The sequence below is a fragment of the Streptomyces sp. NRRL B-24484 genome (genome assembly GCF_000717715.1).
GTDB lineage: Bacteria > Actinomycetota > Actinomycetes > Streptomycetales > Streptomycetaceae > Kitasatospora.
In genome coordinates, this window is the sequence record NZ_JOAI01000004.1 from 179,985 (window position 1) to 202,135 (window position 22,151).

Sequence of the window (22,151 nt, forward strand, 5' to 3'; positions counted from 1 at the left end):
GACGGCGTGATCCGGCCGGGTGACCTAGGGTCGGACTGCAAGCGGCCGAACGGGTGCACGCGCCCGGCGGTCCGTTCCGCTCCGCACTCCTCGGAAGGCAGTCGACCATGCCTACGACGTCCGAAACGCCTGTCCTGGACACCCTCGCCGCGATGACGATCGACTCGATCGAGCGGTGCGGGATGAGCGAGGACATGCTCATCCTGACCCGGATCGCCGCGCTCGCCGCCATGGACGCACCGACGATCTCCTACCTCGCCCACCTCGGTCCGGCCGTCGAGGCCAACGTGACCGCGAGCCAACTGCAGGACGTCCTGGTGGCGATCGCCCCGATCGTCGGGACGGCCCGGGTGATGTCCGCCGCCGGGCACATCACCGAGGCCCTCGGCGTCGCCATCGCCGTCGCCGACGCCGAGATCCAGGCCCAGGTCCGGTCGAACGGCCAGTAGGCCGGGCTTCGTACCCCGCAGCAACACGCCGACCGGCGCTCCCCCGCAGGGAGCGCCGGTCGGCGCGTGGTTCCGGAGCGGCCAACGGACTACTTCGCCGCGGCGGCCTCCAGCAGGACGTCCACCAGGCGCTCGGCGGCGTCGGGGCGGCCCTGGGCGCGGGCCCGGTGCGCCATCTCGGCACGGCACGACGGGTCGCCGAGCAGCGGTGCGACGGCCCGGCACAGGTCGTCCGCGGTCACCTCGCCGAGCAGCGCCACGGCCGCGCCGGAGTCCTGGAGGTGACCGGCGTTGTGCGCCTGCTCGTTGCCGGCCGAGGAGGCCAGCGGGACGAGCACGGAGGCCTTGCCGAGCGCGGTGAGTTCGGCGATCGTGCCGGCGCCGCTGCGGGAGACGACCACGTCGGCCAGCGCCAGCACGTCGGGGAGTTCGGGGCCGACGAAGGGCGTGACCAGGTAGCGGGCGGCGAGCTGCGGGGGCAGTGCGGCGGCCCGGGCCCGCAGGCCGTCGGCGTGCGCGGCGCCGCACTGGTGGACGACGTTGGCGCCGGTCAGCAGCCAGGGCAGCGCCTCCTCGACCAGGCCGTTGATCTGCAGCGAGCCCTGGGCGCCGCCGGTCACGTACACGGTGGGCAGGTGCGGGTCGAAGCCGTACAGGCCGAGCGCCTCGACGGCCTTGGCGGGGACGCCGTGGAACACCTCGGGACGGACCGGATTGCCCGTCACCACGGCCCGGGCGCGGGCGCCCTCGGGCAGCAGCGGGACGGTGGACTCGGAGGAGACCGCGAAGCGGGCGGCGATCCGGGCGAGCATCCGGTTCGCCAGGCCGAGGCGGACGGTCTGCTCGTGGACGACCAGCGGCGCACCGCAGCGGCCCGCGGCGCGGCCGACCGGGACGGCGACGTAGCCGCCGGTGGCGAGCACCACGTCGGGGGCGAAGTCGGCGACCACCTTGCGGGCCTGCAGGATGCCGCGGACGACCCGGAACATGTCGCGGACGTTGGCGGGCGAGGCCATCTTCAGCGGGTTCGAGGAGCGGCGGATCTTGCCGGTGGCCACCGTGGCGAAGGGGATGCCCTCGTTCGCCGCGACCCGGGCCTCCAGACCTTCGGCGGTGCCGACCCAGAGCACCTCCAGCCCCTGCCCGGCGGCGCCGAGTCGGGCCCGCAGGGTGCGCACGGCGGTCAGCGCCGGGTAGGTGTGACCGCCGGTGCCGCCGCCGGTGACGAGCAGTCGGAACGGCCGCGCGGCTGCGGGCTGGTAGTGGTCGGCGCGGTTCACGGGCGCTCCCGGGTGAGGGCGTTCGGCCCGGACTCGGCCGCGCCGGAGGGCAGTTGGACAATCAGGACGATATCAGCCCAATCACCACAGGCCCCGGCCGGGGACCCCGGGTAGGGGGACGTCCTGGCGGCACCCGTGGTTGCACCGCCGGCAATCCCCGTCGGACGGCGGCCGCCCGGCCCGGGTCGAGCGGCGGGACGGCGGACTCGCCGTCCCGCCGTCCCGCGAAGCACTGCCGGCGGCGGAACGGCCCACGCCCGCGGCCTCCGGTCAGTCCTGGATCCGCCGCCAGGGGCGGTCCGCCTCCAGGGCGAACGCCAGCTCCAGCAGGACGCGTTCCTGCCCGTGCGCCGCGGAGAGGTGGACGCCGATCGGCAGGCCGTCGTCCGTGCTGCCGGTGGGCAGCGAGATCCCCGGCGCGCCGGTCACGTTGTTGACCGGCGTGAAGGCCACGTAGCGCTGCAGGCGCCCCATCAGTTCCTCGAACGGCACGTTGGGGCTGAGGTGGCCGAGCGGCGGGGCGGTGTGGGCGAGCACCGGGGAGAGCACCGCGTCGTGGTCGCGGAACATCCCGGCGTAGGTGTGCTCGGCGCGGCGCAGCCGCCGCAGGGCGCCGGGGATGCGCGCGAACTCGCGGTGGAAGCTGCGGCGCAGGCCCGAGGTGAGGCCGTCGAGATCGGCGGTGCGGAAGCTGCGGTCCAGCAGCAGGCGGCCGGTCGCCGCGATGAGGAAGGCGATGTAGCCCCAGTAGAGGGTGAAGTCGCGGGAGAACCCCTCGTCGAAGGGGAGTGCGGTCGGCTCGACGCGGTGGCCCAGGGCCTCCAGGCTGGCCGCGGTCTCCTCGACGGCGCGGCGGGTGGCCGCGTCGGTCGCGGCGAGCGGCGAGTCGAGGACGAGGCCGATCCGCAGCGGGCGGCTGCCGGGGCCCTCGACCAGGCCGAGCGGCGGCAGGGCGGGGTTGCGGTGGTGGCGCTCGGCGGCGGCGAAGAAGGCTGCGGTGTCACGCACGGATCGGGTGAGCACGCCGTCGGTGACGAGGTCGATCGGCAGCCGGCGGCCCTGGTCGTTGGGCACCAGGCGGCCGCGGGTCGGCTTGAGGCCGACGAGCCCGCAGCAGGCGGCGGGGATGCGGATGGAGCCGCCGCCGTCGTTGGCGTGGGCGATCGGGACGACACCGGCCGCGACCAGGGCGGCCGAGCCGCCGGAGGAGGCGCCTGCCGAGTGCGAGGGCTTCCACGGGTTGCGCACCGGTTCGGCGGCGGCGTACTCGGTGGAGGCGTTGAGGCCGAACTCGGGGAGCCGGGACTTGCCGAGCACGGCGACGCCGGTGGCGAGGAACTGGTCGGCGAAGCCGGCGGTGCGCCGGGCGGGCCGGGCCCGGAAGGCGGCGCTGCCCTGCCCGGTGGGCATGCCGTGCAGGTCGACGTTGTCCTTGAGGTAGGTGGGCACGCCGTAGAACGGCGCCAGCCGGCTCTCGGCGGTCAGCCGCGGCAGCCGGGCGGCGAAGGCGACCGGTTCGAGGGCGGCGTCGACCTTCCGGGCGCGTGCCGCGGCGGCCTCCGCGAGTTCGTCCGGGCTCGCCTCGCCGGACCGGACGAGTCCGGCGAGTGCCACCGCGTCGTGGTCCCCGAGTACGTCGTCACCGAATGCGTGCACCCGATCGTCCGTCATGCCAACCCCCGCTCCTACCGGCCAGTAATACCGTTCGCGGGCCGCATTCTAGGGGCGTGGGCTGCTGCGGTACACGCCCCCTCCGGCGCGTCGCGACGCCGTCCGCCACGGGGAGCAGTGGGGCCGGCCGGCACGGGCGCGGCCGGGGCACGGCGCGGGAGTCGGCATGGGGTGGCGGCCGAGGGTGCGTCAGCCCAGGCGGGTCCGGGTACCCGGGCCGGAGTTGGACCGGCGGGTCCGGGCCGGCCTGGAGGGCCTGACGTCGGGGCCGGGGCGGGCCGTCGACGGCGCGTCCTCCCGCCCGGCGACGGCGCGTTGGGCGAGCAGGGCGACCGCCCGGGCGGCGACGGGTTCGGGAACGCCCAGGTCGGCGGCGCGCCGCTGGCAGATCGAGCACCAGACCGGGCTGGCCGGGCCGTCACTGTAGGCGAGCGACTCGGGGGGCAGGTAGCTGACGGAGCACTCCCGGCAGACGAACACGGACCTCATCCGTACACCACCCCCGCGCCGCTGCACCGACCGCACGGCGACCAGTACCGGTGCTCGCGGTGCACCTGGCTGCCGCTGACGTCCGTCTCCACCGTGTGCTGCACCTTCTCGGTGCCGCTCTGCCCGGCGCATCCCGGGCACACCTGGGGTTCTGCCACAACACCACCTCCTGTGGTCAGACGGTAGCGCGCCGCAACCATGATCGGTGGCGCATCGTCAGTCCCACGTCGCGCCGGGCGGGTTGACGGCCAGCCACGCCCCCGGCCGCGGACGGGTCAGACGCCGACCGCTCCGTCGATGCGCTCGCGCAGCAGGTCGGCGTGGCCGTTGTGGCGGGCGTACTCCTCGATCATGTGGACGAGCACCCAGCGCAGCGAGACGGGGCCGCGCCAGTCGTCCAGGCCCTCCACGTCGAGGTGCGGCGCCTCGGCGGCGAAGCGCTCGGCGAAGGCGACCTCGTCCCGCCAGGCCCGCCAGGCGTCCCGGACGATCCCGGGGTCGGCGGTGGCACCGTCGAAGTCCCCGTCGGGGTCGGCCTCCGAGACGAACAGCGGCGGCGCGTCCTGTCCGGCGAGGACGCGCCGGAACCAGCGCCGCTCCACCTCGGCGAGGTGCCGGACGAGGCCGAGCAAGGAGAGGGTGGACGGCTCGGCCGACCGTACGGCCAGCTCGGCGGAGAGCCCGCCGCACTTCATCTCCAGGGTGTGCCGCTGGGCGGCCAGCACGGCGGTGAGCAGCGGGCGTTCGTCTCCGGTCGCGGGGCCGTCGAAGCGGCCGGCGCTGCCGGCGGCCTCGAAGAGTTCTGCGCGTCGGGCGGGCTGGGTCATACCGGCATCCTGGCCCCTGCCGCGGCGTCGGGAAAGCCCCGGCCCGGGGCGCGGACGAGTGCCCGGCCGCATGGCAGCTGCCGGGCACCCGCGGTGCCGCCCGTGTGCGCGAGCGGACCCGACACAGCGAGGCGTGAAGCACCTGTTCCACCAGGTGACAGACCCGCCTCCCCAGGAGCGGACACTTTCCCACGGCCGCCCGTTCCAAGGGAAGGGCTGCACCCGAAGCAATTCGCGGGGAAGGCTCCGCGTCCGAACCGTCGAGGGAGCGCCAGTCGGACGGGGCGTCCGGCGGCGGCGTCCGACGACCGGCTCGGCGGGCCGGCATGCCGCCGTGCGGGCCGTTGACCGTCAACGGCAGCGAGCCCTCCGCGAGGTAGAAGTGTCCGGGGACGTGCTCGACGTGGAGGTGGCCGCCGTCCTCGGCAGCAGCGAGGCCACGCAGGTTGTCCGCGAACACCGACCGGCCGGCGGAGCCGCCGCCGATCACGAGGATCCGCCGCTCGCGATCCAGCCGTACGAGGACGCCGGGGCCGGCCGCCCTCCTGACCTCCACCCCCACCAGGGCGTCGGTGTCGGACGAGGGCGCGGCGGTGAGCGGCCCCTCGCCCTCGGCCACCGCGTCCGCCAGACCGTGGAGTTCCTCGGCCGAGGCGGTGACGTCGACCTCGCCGGACACGGGGTCACGGGTGAGCCTCACGCGGTCGGTCCGCCTTCGGGATCGGCCCCCGTCATGCCGGTCGGCCGCCGGACGCGTCAGCGGCGTCGTTCGGCCGTGCCGCACAACTCCGGCGCCGCTCCGCCCGTTCCTGCCGTTCCTGCCGCTCCTGCCGCTCCTGCGGCCAGGAGGTCGGCGAGGAGGGGGCGGAAGTGGTCGAAGCCGGGGGTGTCGGCGTCGGTGGACTTCGCCCGGTCGTCCCAGCGGCGGAGGGCGACGGCGTCGGCCGCGGCGGGCAGGGCGGCGAAGGCGGCGGCCTCCCCGGTGTCCATCGGGCCGCCCTGCACCCGGAGGGTGTGCTCGGAGGCCTCGGAGAGGCCGGCCCGGTACTCCGGCTCCACCGCGCACAGGTAGCGCTTGGCGTCGACGTGCAGCCGGATCGGCTCGGTGACCTCCGGACCGAACCAGCGGGCGAGCAGGTCAGCGCCGGTGCGGCTGTGCCGGTTGTCGGTGCCGGCCATCAACTGCGCGCCGGTGACGGCGCCGTGGAAGTGGCCGACGTCGTGCAGCAGGGCGGCCGCCACGAGGTGCGCCGGGGCGCCGTCCCGTTGGGCGAGGAGGGCCGCCTGCCGCATGTGCTCGGCCTGGGTGACGGCCTCGCCGAGGTACTCCGCGGCGCCCGCGCCCTCGAAGAGTTCCTGGAGGGTGTCCAGCGCCTCGGTGTGGCGGTCCAGGACGGCGAGGGCGGAGGCCAGCGAGTCCAGGTCGGCGTAGCAGCCCTGGAGGTGGCGGCGGCCGTCCCGGTCGAAGGCGGTGCGGGCGTGCAGCAGCCGGGTGTTGTCGAAGACCAGGCAGTCACCGGGGTCGAGGCGGAAGGTCAGCCGGAGTTCCGGGCGCAGGGTGATCCCGGCGAAGCGGCGGTAGGCGGCGTAGAAGGCGTCGAGGTCGGCGGCGGGCAGCCGCAGGGTGCCGATCGAGCGGTTGTTGAAGCGGATCTCGCGGATCCGGCCGAGGGCGTCGGTCTCGATCAGCGGCCGTTCGGCGTGCAGTTCGGTGGTGCGGTCGCGGAAGACGAAGGGGACGGGTGTCCGGGTGAGCAGGGCGAAGTCCGCGGGGGCCTCGGTGCGCAGCAGGTCGGCGGCGGCGAAGCCGTCGACCAGGCCGGAGTCGCCGCCCTCGGCGGCGTTCTCCAGGCAGTGCAGCAGTTGCAGGGTGGGCACCGGGTCGCGGTAGGGGTTGTCGGTGTGCGGGGCGACGGCGGCGCTGGTGAAGGCGAGGTTGTTGGGATCGGGTTCGACGCGGACGTCGAAGAGTTCGCCGTAGTTGGTGACCCGGACGTGGCCGAAGGTGCGGACGACGGCGAGCACTTGGCGGTCGGTGGCGGGGACGCCGCGCAGGACGGCGAAGCCGAGGTGGCGGACGGCGCGCAGCACCGCGGCGCGTTCGGCGGGGTCGGCGAGGTAGGCGTCCCAGTGGGCCTCGGGGACACCGGCGGCGAAGTCGGCGGCGCGCCACAGCCGTTTGGCGGCCTCGGTGCGGTGGTCGCCGGGGTGCCGGAGCGCGGTGTCCGCGGTGTCCGGGTCCGCCGGGACATCCGGGTCGCCAAGGCCGGGACCGGTGGCGGCGGCGAGCCGGGCGAGCGGGTAGCGGGAGCGGTGGCCGTCGGACCAGAGCACCGCCAGGTGACCGTCCTGCTCGGTGCTCTCGCGGACGGCGAGGCCGGCGGGCAGGTCGGTGATCTGGAACAGCTTCTGGTCGTTGCCGGGGTCGCGGCACTCGGCACAGGGGCAGTTGTCGCGCAGCCAGTAGCCGGACAGGGCACGGGGATCGGACATGCTGGGTCCTTCGGACGGCGGCCGTATCGGGCCGAGTTGTACAGTCAACCCGCTCTCGACGGCGACCCTGCCGAAGGCCGGTGACCGGCCCCGCACGCCCAGGTTAAGGGAAGGGAAACAGCAGGCCACGGGCGGGAGGACGGGGCCGCCGGGGCCACTCGTTCGGGCGAGCCGACGGCATGTCGGCCGTGCGACGGTGCGCGGCACGGGCCGACGATGGGCCCGACCGCCGTCCGCGTCCGCCGCCCTGGAGATCCCCATGATCCGCCGGACCTTGTCCACCGCCCGCCTGCTGGCCGGCGCCACCGCCCTCACCGCCGCCCTCGCCACCACCGCCGGCTGCGGCTCCGACCCGGCTCCGGTCGGCGCGGCGCCGTCCGGGCCGGCGAGCGGCACGTCGATCGCCTGCAACGGCTCCGGGCAGCTGCTCGGCGCGGGCTCGACCGCGCAGGCGAACGCCGTCGACATCTGGAAGGTCGCCTTCGGGACGGCGTGCCCGGACATCACCGTCACCTACGGCGGCGGCGGTTCGGGGGCGGGCGTGCAGCAGTTCAACCAGGGCAAGGTCACCTTCGCCGGGTCGGACGCGCCGCTGAAGCCGGAGGAGGTCACGGCCTCGAAGCAGGTGTGCACCGGGGGGCAGGGCATCGACCTGCCGATGGTCGCCGGGCTGATCTCGATCGTGTACGACGTCGACGGCGTCGACGGCCTGGTGCTCGACGCCCCGACCGTCGCCAAGGTCTTCGACGGGCAGATCACCAAGTGGAACGACCCGGCGATCGCCGCCCTCAATCCGGGCGCCGCGCTGCCGAACGCCACGATCCAGAGCTTCCACCGCGGCGACGACTCGGGCACCACCGCGAACCTCACGGCCTACCTCGCGGCGGCCGGCCACGGCGCCTGGCCGTACCCCCCGGGCAAGACCTGGGCCGGACGGGGCGGCCAGTCCGCCAACGGCTCGGCCGGCGTGTCGGCGCAGGTGAAGCAGGTGCAGAACTCGATCGGCTACGTCGAGCTCTCCTACGCCGAGACCAACGGCCTCAGGAGCGCCGCGATCAGCACCGGCGCCCCGCAGCCGGTCGCCGCGACGGCGGCCAACGCGGCCACCACCTTCGCCGGGGCCACGGTCGCGGGCACCGGCAGCGACCTCGCGCTGGACCTCGACTACGCGACCACGGCGCCCGGCGCCTACCCGATCGTCCTGGTCACCTACGAGATCGTCTGTGACAAGGGCAACAGGGCCGGCACGCTGGACGCCCTCAAGTCCTTCCTGACCTACACCATCAGCGCGCCCGCCCAGCAGGCCATCGGCGCGAAGGGCTACGTCCCGCTGCCGCAGGAGGTCGCCTCCAAGGTCCAGGCAGTGATCCCGACACTGTCCTGAGCAGCGCCCCCGGCGTGAGCCCGCCCCGCCCTGGGGGCGGGCTCACGGGCCCGTGGGCTGCGGCCCCGCCCTGCTGCCGTCGGGCCCGGTGCTACTGTCGGACCATCAAACGGGGAGTTGTCCCCGTTTTGCTGGAAGGGGTGGGACTATGGCGGACACGGCTCTGGTGCTCGGCGGCGGCGGGACGCTGGGCGGTGCGTGGGAGATCGGCGTGCTCGCCGGTCTGGCCGGGGCCGGGGTCGACCCGACCGGCGCGGACACCGTGATCGGCACCTCGGCGGGTGCCGTCCTCGGCGCCCGGCTCACCTCCGGGGTCGACCCCGCGCAGCTCCTCGCGGGCGAGCTCGCGGGCACTCCCTCGGTGGACGTCCGGGTGACGGCAGGTCAGACCGCCCGCTACCTCTGGGCCGCGCTGGCCGCCCGCGACCCGGAGCGGTCCGTCCGGCGCCTCGGCCGGGCCGCCCTGGCCTCCCGGGCGGCGCCCGAGTCGGCGGTCCTCGCGGTGATCGGCGTGCTGCTCGACGGCGTCCGCGACTGGCCCGACCGCGACCTGCGGCTGGCCTCGGTCGACGCGCTGACCGGTGAGCTCGCGGTCTTCGACGCGTCCTCGGGGGTACCGCTGCCGCTGGCCGTGGCCGCCAGCTCGGCCGTGCCGGTGCTCTGGCCGCCGGTGTCGGCCGCGGGACGGCGCTGGATGGACGGCGGCACCCGGTCGACCACCAACGTGCAGCTGGCGCGCGGTCACCGGCGGGTCCTCGCGCTCGCCCCGGTGCCCCGGGCGGTCGGGCCGCACCCGGACGCCGTGGCGCAGGGCGCCGAACTCGCCGCGGAGGGCGCCGAGGTCCTCGTGCTCACGCCGGACGCCGACGCCCGCCGGACTATCGGCCGCAATCTGCTCGACGCCTCGCGCCGGGCGGCCGTGGCCGAGGCCGGCCGCCGGCAGGGAGCGGCCTGCGCCGGTGCGGCGGCGGCGGTGCTGGGCCGCTGAGGCGGCGTGGGCTCAGTGCGCGGGGCGGGTGGCCCGCAGCAGGAGCAGGGCGATGTCGTCGGTGTGCTGCCCGGAGGGCCAACCGACCCGGACCAGGCCGTCGATGAGGTCGTCGAGGCCGTCGGAGCGGTGGTCGGAGAGGTGCGCGGCGAGGCCGTCGGTGATCAGCTCGAGGTCCGTGCCGGGCACCTCCACCAGTCCGTCGGTGTAGAGCGCGAGCAGGGTGCCGTCGGGCAGCGGCAGGGTGGTGAGCGGGTAGCCGGCGGCCACCTCGATGCCGAGCAGCGGGCCCGGTTCCAGGTCGAGCAGGTGGGCGCGGCCGCCCGGGCGGCGCAGCAGCGGCGGCGGGTGGCCGGCGGAGGCGAGGGTGGCCTGGCGGCGGCGCAGGTCGAGGTGGACGTAGAGGCAGGAGACCAGGAGGTCGGGTTCGAGGTCGATCAGCAGGTGGTTGGTGCGGGCGAGGACCTGGTCGGGGGCGGCACCGGCGGCGGCGTGGGCGTGCACGGCGGTGCGGACCTGGCCCATCAGGGCGGCCGCGGCGACGTTGTGGCCCTGGACGTCGCCGATGACGGCGGCGGCGGTGCGCTCGTCGAGCCTGATGAGGTCGTAGAAGTCGCCGCCGATGTCCTGTCCGAGGCTGGCGGGCAGGTAGCGGGCGGCGAAGTCCAGCCCGTCGAGCCGCGGCAGGGTGCGGGGCAGCAGCGCCGCCTGCAGGCCGTGGGCGAGGTCGTTCTTGGCGTCGTAGAGGCGGGCCCGGTCCAGGGCCTGGGCGATCAGGCCGGCGAGCGAGGTGAGGACGGCGCGTTCGTCGGCGGTGAAGGCGTGCGGGCGGGTGTAGGAGACCACGCAGACGCCTACGGGCCGGCCGGAGACGATCAGCGGGAGGACCGCCCAGGCCTGCTTCCCGCTGATCCGGGGCGCGTCCGGGTAGCTCCGGGCGATCTCGGCGGGGCTGGCGAAGAAGGACGGGATGCCGTCGGTGAGCGCCCGTCCGGCGGGGCTGAGGGCGGTGTCCAGCGGCAGGCCGTCCAGCCGTTCGACGGCCTCGGCGGAGTAGCCCCGGTGGCCGATGATCCGCAGCCGGCCGGCGTCGGCCGCGGAGAGGAGGAGGGCCTGGGCGCCGAACGCCGGCAGGATCTGGTCGGCGACCATGTCGACGACGTCGCGCACCCCGACGGCCTCGGTCAGTGCGGCGGCGAGGTGCATGAGTTGCTGGAGGCGCCCGATCGAGGGCGAGAACGCCGCGCCGGGCTCGCCGGCCGGCCGCTCGGCGAGGACTCCTCCGGGCGCTGCTCCGGATTCTTCGCCCGCTCCGGTGGTCGCCGGCGGTGCGGTGCGGGTGCTCGGCGTGATCCGGACGCTGATGCCGCCGGGGTCGGGGAAGAGCTGGAACTCCAGCGGCCGGTCGGGCGGCCGCAGAGCGGTGAAGGCGGTGGGCTCGCGGCTGATCACCGCCGTCCGGTAGCGCTCCTCCAGCGCGGGGTCGTCGAGCCAGGGCAGGACGCTCCAGGGCAGCGCGCCGATCAGCTCCTCGGCGGGCAGTCCGAGCAGGCCGGCCGCGGTGGCCGTCAGGAAGGTGATCCGGCCCTCCAGGTCGAGCGCGAGCGCGCCCTCGGGCAGGCGCTCGGCGTAGTCGGCGGCGGCCTGCCCGTCCTGCTCCGCGCGGGGGCGGACGAGTTCGTCGGGGACGATCCACGGCTGGTCGGGGAGCTCGGGCGGGCCTCCCGCCGCGTCGAGCAGGCGGGCCGCCCGCCGGGCGCCGGCCGCGGCGTTGTCGCAGTCCCGGCGGGTGGCGTGCGCGGCGTGGTCGGCGGGCCAGAGCAGTTGGAGGGCGCCCCAGGTGCGGTGCTCGCCGACGACCGGGGCCGCGGCGAGCGAGAACCGGTAGGGCAGGGCGGCGGCGACCCGCGGGTAGCGGCGCACCATGTCCTCCTGGCTGCCGATCCACACCAGCCGCTGCTCGCGGGTGGCGTCGGTGATGGGCGTGGGGCCGCTCAGCGGCAGCCGGAGCCAGGGCGCGACGAAGTCCAGCGGCACGCCGTACATCACTGCCAAACGCAGCACCGGTTCGTCGGGGGCGAGCAGGAAGAGGCCGCCGACGCTGGCGTCCGCACGACGGACGGTGACGGCGAGCGCCTCGACCAGCGCCTCGACCGACGGCCGGCGCGGGACGGGCGGGGTCTCAGCGGTCGCGGACACCGCGGGCCCCTCTCCCCCGGCGCCCCGGGCCCACCCGGCCGGGTCCCGGGCGGCGGCCGTTCCCGGCCCGCCGGCGCCGCGCCGGACGGGTGCACCCCTTCCCCCCGGATCGGCGGAACGGTGCAGCTCCCATAACCGGGACGGTACGCCGGTACCGCAGCGGCAGCCCGCCGGACGGGAGGGCTGCCGGCCGACGCCTCCGCCGGGGTCACCGAGGGCGCGGCCGGGCACGGAGGCACGGACGCGGATCCACCGCCGCGCGGGTCGGGCACGGACGGTCCGGGCGAGCAGCGCGGGCGCCGGCTCTGAGGCCGCGGCCCGCTCCTGTTCCCGCCCGGGGCCGGGGTGTGCGGTGTCAGTGGCCGGCGGGTTCCACGAGGACCACGGCGAGGCCGATGACGGCTCCGACCAGGCCCGCGAGGACGGCCGCGAGGGGCCGCTGCCCATCCGCTGCCCATCCGCAGGCCACCCGTGCAGCCCCGGACGAACAGGGCGGCCACGCTCACGGCGACCGAGGCGAGCAGCGCCGTGTGCAGCCCGTCAGGCCGACCGCGGAGGCGCCGATCAGCGGCAGCGGGCCGACGGCGGAGAGCAGCAGCGGGCTGCTGACGAACAGCATCCTCCGGAGGTCGCGGCCCGAGGCGAGGCGGCGGTGGACGATCCGGTGCGCCTGTTCGTCGGCGACCAGGGTGGCGAGCCAGAGACCGACGGCCGTGGCGCAGACCGCGAGGGCGGCCTTCCAGGTCGTCAGGGACTCGACGGCGGAGAGGCCGACCACCACGGCGACCATGGTGATGGTGGCGTAGATGCGTTCCTTGAGCTGCTCGGTGAGCGCGTCCACGCGCTCGGACGGCGTCTCCCCGTCGGGGTGCCGCCCCGTCCTCCTCGCTCATGGCACCTGCCCCCTCTCCTCGGACGGTCCGGCCGGCCTGCCGGCCGGACCCGCCCGGTGTCGGGCCAGGCCGGCGCCCCGTGGTTCCCCCACCGCGGAGGGGCGGACACCGCCCGGCCGCCGTACGGCCCCGGGCGGCGGGGTCAGCGGCGGAGGCCGGCGAGCAGCGCGCCGAGGGCGAGGTCGAAGCGGGCCCGGTGGTCCTCCGGGGTGCCGAGACCGCCGGCCACGGCGGCGGCGAGGGTGGGGTGGGCGGTGAGGTCGGTGTCGGTCGGTTCGTCGGGGTGGCCGGGGGTGGTGGCCGCCTCGGCCAGGCACTGGCCGATCACCAGGGTGGCCACGGAGTTGACGATCCGCAGGGCGTCCACGGGCGCGATGCCGGCCCGGCCCAGGAAGGCCGCGGTGTCCTCGACGATCCGCAGCGCCTCCGCGGAGCGGGCCGGGCGGGTGGCGACCAGCACGATCACCCCCGGGTGGCGGAGCAGTTCGGCGCGGAAGGCGGTGGCGAAGTCCCGCAGCCGTTCGGGCCAGGCGTCGGCGGGGCCGTCCAGCTCGGGGCGGACGGCGGTGACGACCCGTTCGACGAGGCCGTCCAGCAGGGCGGCCTTGTTCGGCACGTAGTGGTAGAGCGTCATCGCCTCGACGCCGAGTTCGGCGCCGAGCCGGCGCATGGAGAGCTTCTCGACGCCGTCCCGGTCGGCGAGGTCGAGGGCCGCGTGCAGCACCTTCTCCCGGCTGAGCCCGGCCCTCCTGGGGGTGGCGGCGTCCACGGCTGTCTCCGTTCGCGAGCGGGTCCGCTTGACTTTCTTACGGCGTAAGGCGAGAGTAGCGCACATCGCAGTCTTACATCGTAAGGGGGATTCGGACCATGTCCGCGGACCGGAACAAGCAGCTCGTCACCGACTTCTTCGCCGCCCTCGACGAGGCTCGGACGGCCGACCTCGGCGACTACCTGGCCGCCGACGTGGTCGACCACAACAAGATCATTCACGGCGAGCCGGACGAGCCGGGCGCCGCCTTCGCCGCGATCGGGATGCAGCTCTCCGCGCTGGCGCCGTACCGCGCGCGGATCGACGAGCTGATCGCCGAGGGCGACCGGGTGGTCGCCCGGATCACCCAGTCCGGCGTCAGCTCCGGCGCCCATCCCCGGATGCCCGTCCCGACCGGCCGCGCCTTCGAGAACGAGGCGATCTTCGTCTTCACCGTCGTGGACGGCCGGATCACCGAGATCCGCGGCGTCTCCGACCGGCTCGGCCTCTTCCTCCAGCTCGGCTGGGACTGGCCGACGGCGGACTGACCCCCGCACGGGCCCGAAGTCCCGGCGCCCCGGGGCCGTCCGGCCCGGCGGTCGGCCCCCGCCGGCCCTGTGCCCCGCGCCGCGGCCGTGCTGGCATGGAAGTGACGGGGGCCGCCGAACGGGCGGGCCGCGCAGGAGGAGGACCGCGCGGGAGGAGCCGATCGGGGAGAAGAGGGTGAGAGCCATGCGTGCGGTCATCGTGTACGAGAGCATCTACGGCAACACGCGCGAGGTGGCCGAGGCCGTGGCGGACGGCGTCCAGACGGCACAGCCGGAGGCGGTCGTGCGGTGCCTGCCGGCGGCCGAGGCCGGACCGGAGGTCACCCGGTCGGCCGACCTTCTCGTGGTCGGCGGCCCCACCCACATGCACGGCATGACCTCCGCGCTGAGCCGCCGGATGGCCGTCGCCGCGGAGAAGAAGAAGGACCCGGACGGCGCCGCGGAGCGGACCGCCGCGGCCGCTGGCAACGGCCCCGGCCTGCGCGGCTGGTTCCACTCGCTGCCCGAGGGCGGACCGGGCGTGCGCGCCGCCGCCTTCGACACCCGCGCCGACATCAGGGCGAGCGGCGGAGCCGCGCACGGCATCGCCCGCCGGCTGTCTCACCACCACTACGACGTGGTCGCCCGGCCTGAGGGCTTCGTCGTCGAGGACGCCGAGGGGCCGATCCGCACCGGCGAACTCGAGCGGGCCAAGGCCTGGGGCGCGGCGCTGATCTGACGCCCCGAGGTCCGGAACGCACCGACCGGCGGCCCCGGGAACGGGACCGCCGGTCGCTGTGCGGGTCTGCGCGGCGCCGGACGCCGCGGTGCTCAGCCGACGTGCACGCGCGGGCGCCGCGAGCGGTCGGGCTCCGCCTCGCGGAGCACCTCGCGGGTGACCGGGGCGACCTCGCCCTGGCCGAACAGGAAGAACCGCAGGAACTGGGCGAACGGGTTGCCCTCGGTCCACTCGAGTGTTCCAGCGTGAGGATGCGGTACCGGTCGTGCAGCACCTCGCCGCGCACCCGCAGTTCGGCCTCGAAGTCGGACGGGTCCCGGACGGTCACCTCGACGAACAGCAGGTCGTCCTCGGGGGCGATGCCGTTGTCGGCCCGGATCTGGGAGGTCTTGTCCCGGTACTCGGCGAGGTCCCGGTTGCTCGGCTCGTTGGCGATCAGACGGATGTCCCGGTGCGCGCAGTCGCGGACGAACCGCTCCGCGATCGGATCCAGCACGACGTCGGTGACCCGCAGTTCGAAGGCACGGGCGAGTCGCGAGGCCAGCGAGATCAGGATGATGCCGGCGATGAAGCAGGCACCGATCTTCACGCCGTCCGGGCGCTCGGCGATGTTGAGGGCCGTCGTGTAGAGGAAGACCGCGGCGATCACCGCGAAGCCGATCGTCCAGCCGCGCTGGCGGGCGCGTCGGGCGGCGATGGTCACCGCGATCGCGGCCGAGCTGATCAGCACCAGCACACCCGTCGCGTACGCGCCGCCCTGCGCGTCGACGTCGGCGTCGAAGATCCAGGTGACCAGGAAGGCCACCGCGGTCAGCACCAGGACGGTCGGGCGGACGGCCCGCGCCCAGTGCGGGGCCATCCCGTAGCGGGGCAGGTACCGCGGCAGCAGGTTCAGCAGGCCGGCCATCGCCGAGGCGCCGGCGAACCAGAGGATGGCGATGGTCGAGACGTCGTAGACGGTGCCGAACGCGCTGCCCAGGTACTCGTGGGCCAGGTAGGCGAGGGCGCGACCGTTGGCCTCGCCGCCGGGCCGGAACTGGTCGGCCGGGATCAGCAGGGTGGTGATGAAGCTGGTGGTGATCAGGAAGACGCTCATGATCACGGCGGCGGTGGTGAGCAGCCGGTGGGTGCCGCGGATCCGCCCGGTCGGCCGCGCCTCGGTGTCGCCGGACCCGCCCTTGACGTGCGGCATCACGGCGACGCCGGTCTCGAAGCCGGAGAGGCCGAGCGCGAGCTTCGGGAAGACGATCAGCGAGACGCCGATCATCGCGACCACGTTGCCGTGCTCGGCGGTCAGCGCGCCAGACCCACCGCCAGGCCGATCGCCTCGCCGAACCCCTTGAGGAAGACGGCACCGAGCAGCGCGATCAGCAGCAGGGTGATGAGCACCTGCCGGCCGTGCAGCGCACCGGTCAGGTGCGGGTTCTCCACCAGGTGGGCCGTGGCGTCGGCGGCGGAGAGCGTGATGGTGATGAGGAAGTCGGTGGCGGCGAAGCCGAGCAGGACGAGGACGAAGAGCTTGCCCTGCCAGAAGCTCAGCAGCCGTTCCAGCATGGCGATCGAGCCCTCGCCGTGCGGGCTCTCCTTCGCCACCCGGCGGTACACCGGCAGCGCCCCGCAGAGGGTCACCACGACCAGCACGATGGTCGCCACCGGTGAGAGCAGACCGGCCGCGAGGGCCGCGATGCCGGGCTGGTAGCCGAGGGTCGAGAAGTAGTCCAGACCGGTCAGGCACATCACCCGCCACCAGCGCTGTCCGTGCTCCTGGGGCGCCTGGGCGTGCGGGCCCGAGTGCTGCTTGGCCCGGTCCGACAGCCCCTCCAGCAGCCACGCCCGCAGCCGGCTCGGCGCCGCGGGTGGAGGGGGGACCGGCGGGGAGGTTGTGGACACGGCGGACTCCGTCGAGAGGGCAAAACGATCAAGCCGCCCGGTGGGCGGCCCCGCCAGAGTAGACAGGCGATTCGTCGGCCTCTTTCGCCATCACGTACAACATCGGCACCCCGTCCTGGCACTACCGGTTGTGTCGGCCAACGGTTCGAGGACACTCGACCGGCGGACGGCCTGGGCGGTCCGGACGCCGCCCGGAACGGCTGCCGCCCTCCGCCCGGTAAGCAAAACCGCACGTCACCGCAGGTCCGAACGGCACCGGACGGCCCACCCGGACGCCCCGGCGGCCACCGTCGGCCCGCCTGTCCGACCGCGCCGGGACACTCGCCGACGGCAGGGCGGCACGGACGGCCGAGCCGGGGGGCGCAGCCGCGGGCGGTCGAATCTTGACGGATCTTTAACGCCTCTGCAGGCGCCCTCCCACCCTGCAGGACGGGGCTCACGAGCTCACCCCCGTGGCGGCTCCTCCCCCGGGTCCCCCCGGCTCCGCCTCCGCCCTCAGGGCCGGTCGTGCCACCTCATGACACCGGTTCCCCGCGGTCAGGCCCGGCGGGCGTACGACGTGAGGCGATCGGCGAGTGCGGCGACGAGGTCGCGGAGTTCGTCGGGGCGCTCGACGACGAACGGCCGATCGAGTGCGGCGAGTACCGGCGGCAACCAGTCGAGCCGCTCCACCCTCAGCTCGACGCGCCGCCAGCGCTCGGCCGCCCGGTCCTCGCCGGCCTCCGGCTCGTGCTCCTCCAGACTCGCGAGGCCGGCCGGAAGCCGGGCGCGGATCTGCTCGACCGTCCCGTGGATCCGCACGGTCACCTGGTGCCGGTACTCGGCCGTGGCGAACCCCGACAGCACGCGCTGGGCCGGACCGGGACCCGCCGGCGCTTCGAACGAGCCGGGCAGGGTCCGCGCGTCCGCGATGCGATCGAGCCGGAAGGTCCGCTCCTCACCGATCCGGGCGTCCTCGCCCGTGACGTACCACCGACCCCCGTGGGCGACGATCCCGTACGCGTGCAGTGTGCGCTCGCTGCGCCGTCCGTCACGGTCGGTGTAGCGGATCGAGACCGGTCGGTGGTGGCGCACCGCATCGGCGATCGTGAGCAGGACCCCGGAGTCCGGGGTGTCGACCTCCGCGGGCCGATCGGTGAAGGCGAGGGATTCCAGGAGCGTGTCGAGCCGGCCGGCGATGTGCTTGGGCAGCACCCGCCGGATCTTGGCCGATGCCGTCTCGCTCGCCGTGCGCTGCGTCGTCGTCAGTCCTGCTCGGCGGCCGGCGACCAGGCCGAGCAGCACGGCCAGCGCCTCGTCGTCGCTGAGCATGAGCGGAGGCAAGCGGTACCCGCGGCCGAGCCGGTAGCCGCCGTACCGGCCGCGCACCGATTCCACGGGCACGTCGAGGTCGATCAGCTGGTCCACGTACCGGCGCACGGTGCGCCCCTCGACGCCGAGCCGGTCGGCGAGTTCGGCCACCGTGCGGGTGCCGCCCGACTGCAGCAGCTCCAGGAGTGTCAGTACGCGTCCGGTGGGTCGAGACATGTTCGCAGCCTAATGCGAATACAGGACCGATTCTGTCCACTATTCCTCCTAGCCTGCGACTGCACGTGTCAGGCACGACCAAGGAGATTCCCATGGACTTCGTCTCGATCCGCATCATCACCGGCGACGTGGCGCGCCTCGTCGACTTCTACGAGCGGGCCACCGGGGCACGGGCGACGTGGGCGACCGAGGACTTCGCCGAACTCAGGACCGCGGGCGCCACCCTCGCGATCGCCGGCACCCGCACCGTCCCGCTGTTCGCCCCGGGCTCCGCCCGCCCTGCGGACAACCACAGCGTGATCACCGAGTTCCTCGTCGACGACGTGGACCGCGTGCACCGGGACCTCGGCGGCTTCGTCACCGACTTCGTCACCGAGCCCACCACGATGCCGTGGGGCAACCGGTCGCTGCTGTTCCGCGACCCCGACGGCAACCTCGTCAACTTCTTCACCCCCGTCACCCCGGCGGCCGTCGAGAAGTTCGCACGCTGAGCCCGGGCACGGCCGCCAGGCCGGGGAGACCGCGCAGTTCGGACGTACGCCACGGCGCGGAGCGGGGGTGAGCCGGCGAGGCCGCCGTGAACGGGGCCTCGCCGCTGCCGTCGCGCACGGATGCTCCGTCACCTGCCGCGCACAGGTGGCCGGGTCACCGCCCGTCGACCGCCCGGTAGGTGCAGACGTTGACGCCGGTGCCGCTGGTGACGGTGGAGACCAGTTCGAGCGTCCGCTTGGCGCCGTCCGCCGGGAAGATCGACTTGCCGCCGCCGAGGAGCACCGGCATGACCATGAGCTTGAGCTCGTCGACCAGGCCCTCCGCGATCAGCGTGCGGGCGAGGGTCGGGCTGCCCATGACCAGCAGGTCGCCGCCCTCGGCCTTGTGCAGGGCGGCGATCCGTTCGACGGCCTCGGCGCCGGGCAGCAGCGTGGTGTTGGCCCAGGTCAGCTCGGAGTCGCCGAGCGTCGCGCTGACCACGTACTTGGGGATCGCGTTCATCCGGTCGGCGAACGGGTCGCCCGCCCGGTCGGGCCAGGCGGCGGCCATCGTCTGCCAGGTGCGACGGCCGAAGAGCAGCGCGTCCGCGGTGCTCAGCGCCGCGTCGAAGGCACCGCCCACCACCTCCGGGTCGAAGAACGGGTGGGACCAGCCGCCGTGGGCGAAGCCGCCGTCGGTGTCCTCCTGCGGGCCGCCGGGCGCCTGCACCACGCCGTCCAGGCTCATGAACTCGCTGACCACGATGCGCACGGTGCTCGATCCTCCAGCTGGGTCGGGACGCGGACGGAGGGCCCCCGACCGCTCCGGCATCATGGCACCCGGCACCGACAGTGCGGCGGAGGTGGCCGTCCGTCAGGTCGCGGTGCCGCACCGGCGATCGACCCGCCGGCCGCGGAGGCGCGCCGGGCGTCAGCCGTACCAGGACGCCTCGGTCGGGCGGGCCCGGCGCGGCACCTCGCGCTCGGCCATCGGGACGCGGACGTCGCCGGCGACCAGCACGCAGGTCGGGATTCCGGTGAACACGCCCGGCAGGGCGATCCGCACCTCGACGTGCCGGGGCGGACCGGTCGGCAGGACGGCGATCAGCGTGCGTTCCTCGGGGTGGTGTCCGTGCACGCGCTCGAACGCCACCTCGTGCCCGTCCACCAGCACCTCCAGCTCCCGGACGCCGCCGAGGCGGACGCCCGCGGTCACCGAACAGCCGGCGTACTCGCAGTGGAAGTGGTACTCGCGGCCCATGTCCGCCTCCCGACGCTGCTCCGGGCGTGTCGTGCCCGTCCCTCCATCCTGACACCCGGCCGGCCGGACCCGCAGGACGGGCGTCCGCGGGCACCGGCCGTGACGGCCCGTCCTCCGGACGGCGGATCCCGCTCCCCCGGAGGGAGCAGCGGCCGTGACCGTTCGGCCGTCGCACCGTTGGCCGCGCGGAGCACCGTTCCGGCACCCCACCGTCCAAGGAGAGACCCATGCGAAAGTACGTCCGGACCGCCGTCGTCGGCGCCCTGCTGGGCGCGAGCGCGCTGGCCGCCGTGCCGGCGGGCGCGGCCGGGAACACCGCCTACCCGGAGCCCTCGAAGCAGGAGCACCTGTACGCGGTGCCGGTGGCGGGCATCACCGACGTCGGGGACCTCACCAAGCTGGCGCTGCTCGGCCACGACTTCGCCGGGCTGCTCGGCCACTGACGCACCGCGCGGAGAGCCCCGGGGCCCGGGCAACCGGGCCCGGGCAGGGCCCCGGGCCCGCAGACGCTCGGGCTCACCGGGGCCCAGGCCTACGGGCCTCGGCTCAGAGGTCGAGGACGATGTCCCGGTCGGGGCGGGCGCAGCAGATCAGCGCGTTGCCGGGGGCGGGGGCCTCGACCGGCTCGGGCCGGTACGCGACCGCGCCGTCCAGCAGGCGGGTCTCGCAGGTGCGGCAGACGCCGGTGCGGCAGGACCAGCGGACGGCGACGTCGCAGGCCTCGGCGAGTTCCAGCAGGGTGCCGTACTCGTTCTTCCACGGGACGGTGAGGCCGCTGCGGGTGAACGCCACGGCGGGGCCGTCCCCGGGGGTGCCCGCCGGCGGGTGCGGGGCGGGGGCCGCGCCGGGGGCGGCGATGCCGGGGGTGAGTCCGGCGGCGGTGCCGAAGAGCTCGGTGCGGATCCGGTCGGGGGCCAGGCCCGCCGAGGTGAGCGCCGCGGTGAGGTCGGCCATGAACGCGGCGGGGCCGCAGAGGTGGGCGTCGGCGTCGGCGGGCAGGCCGAGGCCGGCGACCAGCTCCGCGCCGAGCCGTCCGCGGTCGGTGTAGTCGGTGCCCTGCCGGTCCTGGGGGCGGGGGCGGCTGTAACAGATCCGGGTGTGCGAGCGGGGCAGCCGGGCGAGCAGGTGGCGGGCCTCGGCGGCGAAGGGGTGCTCGGAGCCGTCCCGGGCGCCGTGCAGCCACCACACCGGTCGGGTGGGCGAGGTCTCGGCGAGGGCGTGCAGCATCGCGAGGACGGGGGTCACGCCGACGCCGGCCGAGGCCAGCACGACGGGGGTGCGGCCCGGGGCGAGGGTGAAGCCGCCGCGGGGTGCGGCGGTCTGCAGGGTGTCGCCGGTCCGCAGGCTGCGGTGGAGCCAGGCGCTGGCCGTGCCGTGGGTCTCCCGTTTGACGCTGATCCGGTACCGCTGGGCGCCGGGCGGGCCGGAGAGCGAGTAGCTGCGCAGCAGGGCGGGCCGGCCGGGGTCGGGGGCGAGCCGGACGGTGAGGTACTGGCCGGGTGCGGCGGCGGGCAGCGGCCCGCCGTCGGGGTCGGCGAGCCAGATGGAGAGGGTGCTGCGGCTCTCGATGGCGGTGGCGGCGACGGTGAGCGGGCGGAATCCGTCCCAGGCGGGCCGCGGGTCGGTGCCGTCGGGGTTGAGGCCGGGGTTGCCGGCCGTGCCGTCCGGTGCGTCGGCCTGCTGCAGGAGGGCGCGGAAGGAGCCCTGCCAGCCGGGGCTGAGGGCGGGGATGCGCAGCGCCGCGGCGATCCGCGCCCGCGGCCGTTCGGGCAGGTAGAGCAGGGCGTCGGTCTCGGCGACGGTCATCCGCTCGGGCCCGTCGGCGATCTTGACGATCTCCTGGTCGGCCTCGACCTCTCCCTCGGTGAGGACGCGGAGGTAGAAGCCGGGGCGGCGGTGGGTGACCAGCAGGGCGGGCATCCGGGGCTCGTCCAGGCGCAGGCCGACCCGGTAGCAGGTGACCCGCGGCTGGGTGACCTCGAAGACGGCGCCGCCGATCCGGTAGCGGTCGCCGATGCAGACCTCGTCGTCGGGGAGGCCCTCCACGGTGAAGTTCTCGCCGAAGTGACCGGGGGCGAGGTCGTCACGGCCGAGGACCTGCTGCCAGTGCCGGTAGGAGTCGAGCTGGTAGACCATCACGGCGCGCATCTCGCCGCCGTGGCCGCCGAGGTCGCCCTGGCCGTCGCCGTCGAGGTTGAGCCGGCGGGCGGCGCAGGGGCCGGTGACGGGGTGCTTCCAGATGCCGGTGCGGACGGTGCGGCCCTGCCAGGTGACGTCCTCGGGCAGGCCGACGTTGACGGAGATCAGTCTGGCCAC

At 75.2% G+C, this 22,151-nt stretch carries 20 protein-coding genes and 2 pseudogenes; 7 read left to right on the plus strand and 15 right to left on the minus strand.

Features of this window, described 5'->3' with window-relative positions; translation table 11 throughout:
* The first annotated feature begins 107 nt into the window (after nt 1-107).
* On the plus strand, nt 108-449 hold the full coding sequence (locus IE98_RS0105450) for a hypothetical protein (RefSeq protein ID WP_030264974.1): 342 nt from the start codon (nt 108-110) through the stop codon (nt 447-449).
* An 89-nt stretch (nt 450-538) separates the two neighbouring features.
* Here IE98_RS0105450 and IE98_RS0105455 read toward each other — a convergent pair whose 3' ends face one another.
* The 7 genes and pseudogenes from IE98_RS0105455 to tmpA all read right to left on the minus strand — a co-directional run bounded on the left by IE98_RS0105455 (nt 539) and on the right by tmpA (nt 7,209).
* Nucleotides 539-1,729, minus strand: a complete 1,191-nt coding sequence (locus IE98_RS0105455) for a UDP-N-acetylglucosamine--N-acetylmuramyl-(pentapeptide) pyrophosphoryl-undecaprenol N-acetylglucosamine transferase (protein ID WP_052390155.1) — start codon at nt 1,727-1,729, stop codon at nt 539-541.
* A 270-nt stretch (nt 1,730-1,999) separates the two neighbouring features.
* A complete protein-coding gene (locus tag IE98_RS0105460) occupies nt 2,000-3,400 on the minus strand; it encodes an amidase (RefSeq protein ID WP_030264979.1) in 1,401 nt (466 codons plus the stop codon).
* 189 nt (nt 3,401-3,589) lie between these two features.
* Complete coding sequence (locus tag IE98_RS44270) at nt 3,590-3,889, minus strand: hypothetical protein (protein WP_159400835.1); 300 nt, start codon at nt 3,887-3,889, stop codon at nt 3,590-3,592.
* Complete coding sequence (locus IE98_RS48915) at nt 3,886-4,047, minus strand: hypothetical protein (protein WP_159400836.1); 162 nt, start codon at nt 4,045-4,047, stop codon at nt 3,886-3,888. Before IE98_RS48915 ends, IE98_RS44270 begins: the two co-directional genes overlap by 4 nt.
* A gap of 117 nt (nt 4,048-4,164) precedes the next feature.
* Nucleotides 4,165-4,716: a DinB family protein gene (locus IE98_RS0105475; protein ID WP_030264992.1), complete on the minus strand. Its 552-nt coding sequence runs from the start codon at nt 4,714-4,716 to the stop codon at nt 4,165-4,167.
* Between the two features lie 352 nt (nt 4,717-5,068).
* Nucleotides 5,069-5,500: pseudogene (locus IE98_RS52500) on the minus strand (Imm32 family immunity protein); the annotation flags it as partial.
* Nucleotides 5,473-7,209 carry a phosphonate degradation HD-domain oxygenase gene (gene tmpA / locus IE98_RS42075; RefSeq protein ID WP_063748866.1) on the minus strand — a complete coding sequence of 579 codons (1,737 nt, stop codon included), beginning with the start codon at nt 7,207-7,209 and terminating at the stop codon, nt 5,473-5,475. The gene tmpA and the pseudogene IE98_RS52500, both read right to left, overlap by 28 nt.
* Before the next feature lie 259 nt (nt 7,210-7,468).
* Between tmpA and pstS the strand changes: the two genes are divergently transcribed.
* Both pstS and IE98_RS0105490 read left to right on the plus strand, forming a co-directional pair.
* Complete coding sequence (pstS, locus tag IE98_RS0105485; RefSeq protein WP_030264999.1) at nt 7,469-8,593, plus strand: phosphate ABC transporter substrate-binding protein PstS; 1,125 nt, start codon at nt 7,469-7,471, stop codon at nt 8,591-8,593.
* A gap of 148 nt (nt 8,594-8,741) precedes the next feature.
* Nucleotides 8,742-9,581 carry a patatin-like phospholipase family protein gene (locus IE98_RS0105490; protein ID WP_030265002.1) on the plus strand — a complete coding sequence of 280 codons (840 nt, stop codon included), beginning with the start codon at nt 8,742-8,744 and terminating at the stop codon, nt 9,579-9,581.
* A gap of 12 nt (nt 9,582-9,593) precedes the next feature.
* Here the strand turns inward: IE98_RS0105490 and IE98_RS0105495 are convergent, their stop codons facing one another.
* From IE98_RS0105495 to IE98_RS0105505, 3 genes are all read right to left on the minus strand, one after another.
* Nucleotides 9,594-11,780, minus strand: a complete 2,187-nt coding sequence (locus tag IE98_RS0105495; RefSeq protein WP_030265004.1) for a SpoIIE family protein phosphatase — start codon at nt 11,778-11,780, stop codon at nt 9,594-9,596.
* A 502-nt stretch (nt 11,781-12,282) separates the two neighbouring features.
* Nucleotides 12,283-12,621: a hypothetical protein gene (locus tag IE98_RS42080; RefSeq protein ID WP_324605746.1), complete on the minus strand. Its 339-nt coding sequence runs from the start codon at nt 12,619-12,621 to the stop codon at nt 12,283-12,285.
* Nucleotides 12,622-12,815: 194 nt separating this feature from the next.
* A complete protein-coding gene (locus IE98_RS0105505) occupies nt 12,816-13,442 on the minus strand; it encodes a TetR/AcrR family transcriptional regulator C-terminal domain-containing protein (protein ID WP_030265006.1) in 627 nt (208 codons plus the stop codon).
* Between the two features lie 98 nt (nt 13,443-13,540).
* Here IE98_RS0105505 and IE98_RS0105510 point away from each other — a divergent pair, with 98 nt between their 5' ends.
* Together IE98_RS0105510 and IE98_RS0105515 are read left to right on the plus strand one after the other, a co-directional pair.
* Nucleotides 13,541-13,969 carry an ester cyclase gene (locus tag IE98_RS0105510; RefSeq protein ID WP_030265009.1) on the plus strand — a complete coding sequence of 143 codons (429 nt, stop codon included), beginning with the start codon at nt 13,541-13,543 and terminating at the stop codon, nt 13,967-13,969.
* A 184-nt stretch (nt 13,970-14,153) separates the two neighbouring features.
* Nucleotides 14,154-14,687 carry a flavodoxin family protein gene (locus tag IE98_RS0105515; RefSeq protein ID WP_030265011.1) on the plus strand — a complete coding sequence of 178 codons (534 nt, stop codon included), beginning with the start codon at nt 14,154-14,156 and terminating at the stop codon, nt 14,685-14,687.
* Nucleotides 14,688-14,779: 92 nt separating this feature from the next.
* On the opposite strand, the pseudogene IE98_RS42085 reads toward IE98_RS0105515, so the two are convergent.
* Both IE98_RS42085 and IE98_RS0105525 read right to left on the minus strand, forming a co-directional pair.
* Nucleotides 14,780-16,577, minus strand: a pseudogene (locus IE98_RS42085) (amino acid transporter).
* 537 nt (nt 16,578-17,114) lie between these two features.
* Nucleotides 17,115-18,104, minus strand: coding sequence for a helix-turn-helix transcriptional regulator (locus tag IE98_RS0105525; RefSeq protein WP_030265013.1), 990 nt, complete (start codon nt 18,102-18,104; stop codon nt 17,115-17,117).
* 92 nt (nt 18,105-18,196) lie between these two features.
* On the opposite strand from IE98_RS0105525, the gene IE98_RS0105530 reads away from it, so the two are divergent.
* Nucleotides 18,197-18,595 (plus strand): VOC family protein, encoded by a 399-nt coding sequence (locus IE98_RS0105530; RefSeq protein WP_030265015.1) that lies wholly within the window; start codon nt 18,197-18,199, stop codon nt 18,593-18,595.
* A 154-nt stretch (nt 18,596-18,749) separates the two neighbouring features.
* Here IE98_RS0105530 and IE98_RS0105535 read toward each other — a convergent pair whose 3' ends face one another.
* Together IE98_RS0105535 and IE98_RS0105540 are read right to left on the minus strand one after the other, a co-directional pair.
* Nucleotides 18,750-19,346 carry a dihydrofolate reductase family protein gene (locus IE98_RS0105535; protein ID WP_030265018.1) on the minus strand — a complete coding sequence of 199 codons (597 nt, stop codon included), beginning with the start codon at nt 19,344-19,346 and terminating at the stop codon, nt 18,750-18,752.
* 159 nt (nt 19,347-19,505) lie between these two features.
* Nucleotides 19,506-19,835, minus strand: coding sequence for a hypothetical protein (locus tag IE98_RS0105540; RefSeq protein WP_043173466.1), 330 nt, complete (start codon nt 19,833-19,835; stop codon nt 19,506-19,508).
* 227 nt (nt 19,836-20,062) lie between these two features.
* On the opposite strand from IE98_RS0105540, the gene IE98_RS0105545 reads away from it, so the two are divergent.
* Entirely contained in the window at nt 20,063-20,278 is a 216-nt protein-coding gene (locus IE98_RS0105545; RefSeq protein ID WP_030265022.1) for a hypothetical protein, read from the plus strand.
* Between the two features lie 103 nt (nt 20,279-20,381).
* Here IE98_RS0105545 and IE98_RS0105550 read toward each other — a convergent pair whose 3' ends face one another.
* Nucleotides 20,382-22,151, minus strand: a complete 1,770-nt coding sequence (locus IE98_RS0105550) for an MOSC and FAD-binding oxidoreductase domain-containing protein (protein ID WP_030265025.1) — start codon at nt 22,149-22,151, stop codon at nt 20,382-20,384.

What these genes read in the sequence shown, in the direction of transcription:
- IE98_RS0105450 (WP_030264974.1), top strand. Translation starts at nt 108, where the DNA reads ATGCCTACGACGTCCGAAACGCCTGTCCTGGACACCCTCGCCGCGATG.
- IE98_RS0105460 (WP_030264979.1), bottom strand. Translation starts at nt 3,400, where the DNA reads ATGACGGACGATCGGGTGCACGCATTCGGTGACGACGTACTCGGGGAC.
- IE98_RS44270 (WP_159400835.1), bottom strand. Translation starts at nt 3,889, where the DNA reads ATGAGGTCCGTGTTCGTCTGCCGGGAGTGCTCCGTCAGCTACCTGCCC.
- IE98_RS0105475 (WP_030264992.1), bottom strand. Translation starts at nt 4,716, where the DNA reads ATGACCCAGCCCGCCCGACGCGCAGAACTCTTCGAGGCCGCCGGCAGC.
- tmpA (WP_063748866.1), bottom strand. Translation starts at nt 7,209, where the DNA reads ATGTCCGATCCCCGTGCCCTGTCCGGCTACTGGCTGCGCGACAACTGC.
- pstS (WP_030264999.1), top strand. Translation starts at nt 7,469, where the DNA reads ATGATCCGCCGGACCTTGTCCACCGCCCGCCTGCTGGCCGGCGCCACC.
- IE98_RS0105490 (WP_030265002.1), top strand. Translation starts at nt 8,742, where the DNA reads ATGGCGGACACGGCTCTGGTGCTCGGCGGCGGCGGGACGCTGGGCGGT.
- IE98_RS0105510 (WP_030265009.1), top strand. Translation starts at nt 13,541, where the DNA reads ATGTCCGCGGACCGGAACAAGCAGCTCGTCACCGACTTCTTCGCCGCC.
- IE98_RS0105515 (WP_030265011.1), top strand. Translation starts at nt 14,154, where the DNA reads ATGCGTGCGGTCATCGTGTACGAGAGCATCTACGGCAACACGCGCGAG.
- IE98_RS0105525 (WP_030265013.1), bottom strand. Translation starts at nt 18,104, where the DNA reads ATGTCTCGACCCACCGGACGCGTACTGACACTCCTGGAGCTGCTGCAG.
- IE98_RS0105530 (WP_030265015.1), top strand. Translation starts at nt 18,197, where the DNA reads ATGGACTTCGTCTCGATCCGCATCATCACCGGCGACGTGGCGCGCCTC.
- IE98_RS0105540 (WP_043173466.1), bottom strand. Translation starts at nt 19,835, where the DNA reads ATGGGCCGCGAGTACCACTTCCACTGCGAGTACGCCGGCTGTTCGGTG.
- IE98_RS0105545 (WP_030265022.1), top strand. Translation starts at nt 20,063, where the DNA reads ATGCGAAAGTACGTCCGGACCGCCGTCGTCGGCGCCCTGCTGGGCGCG.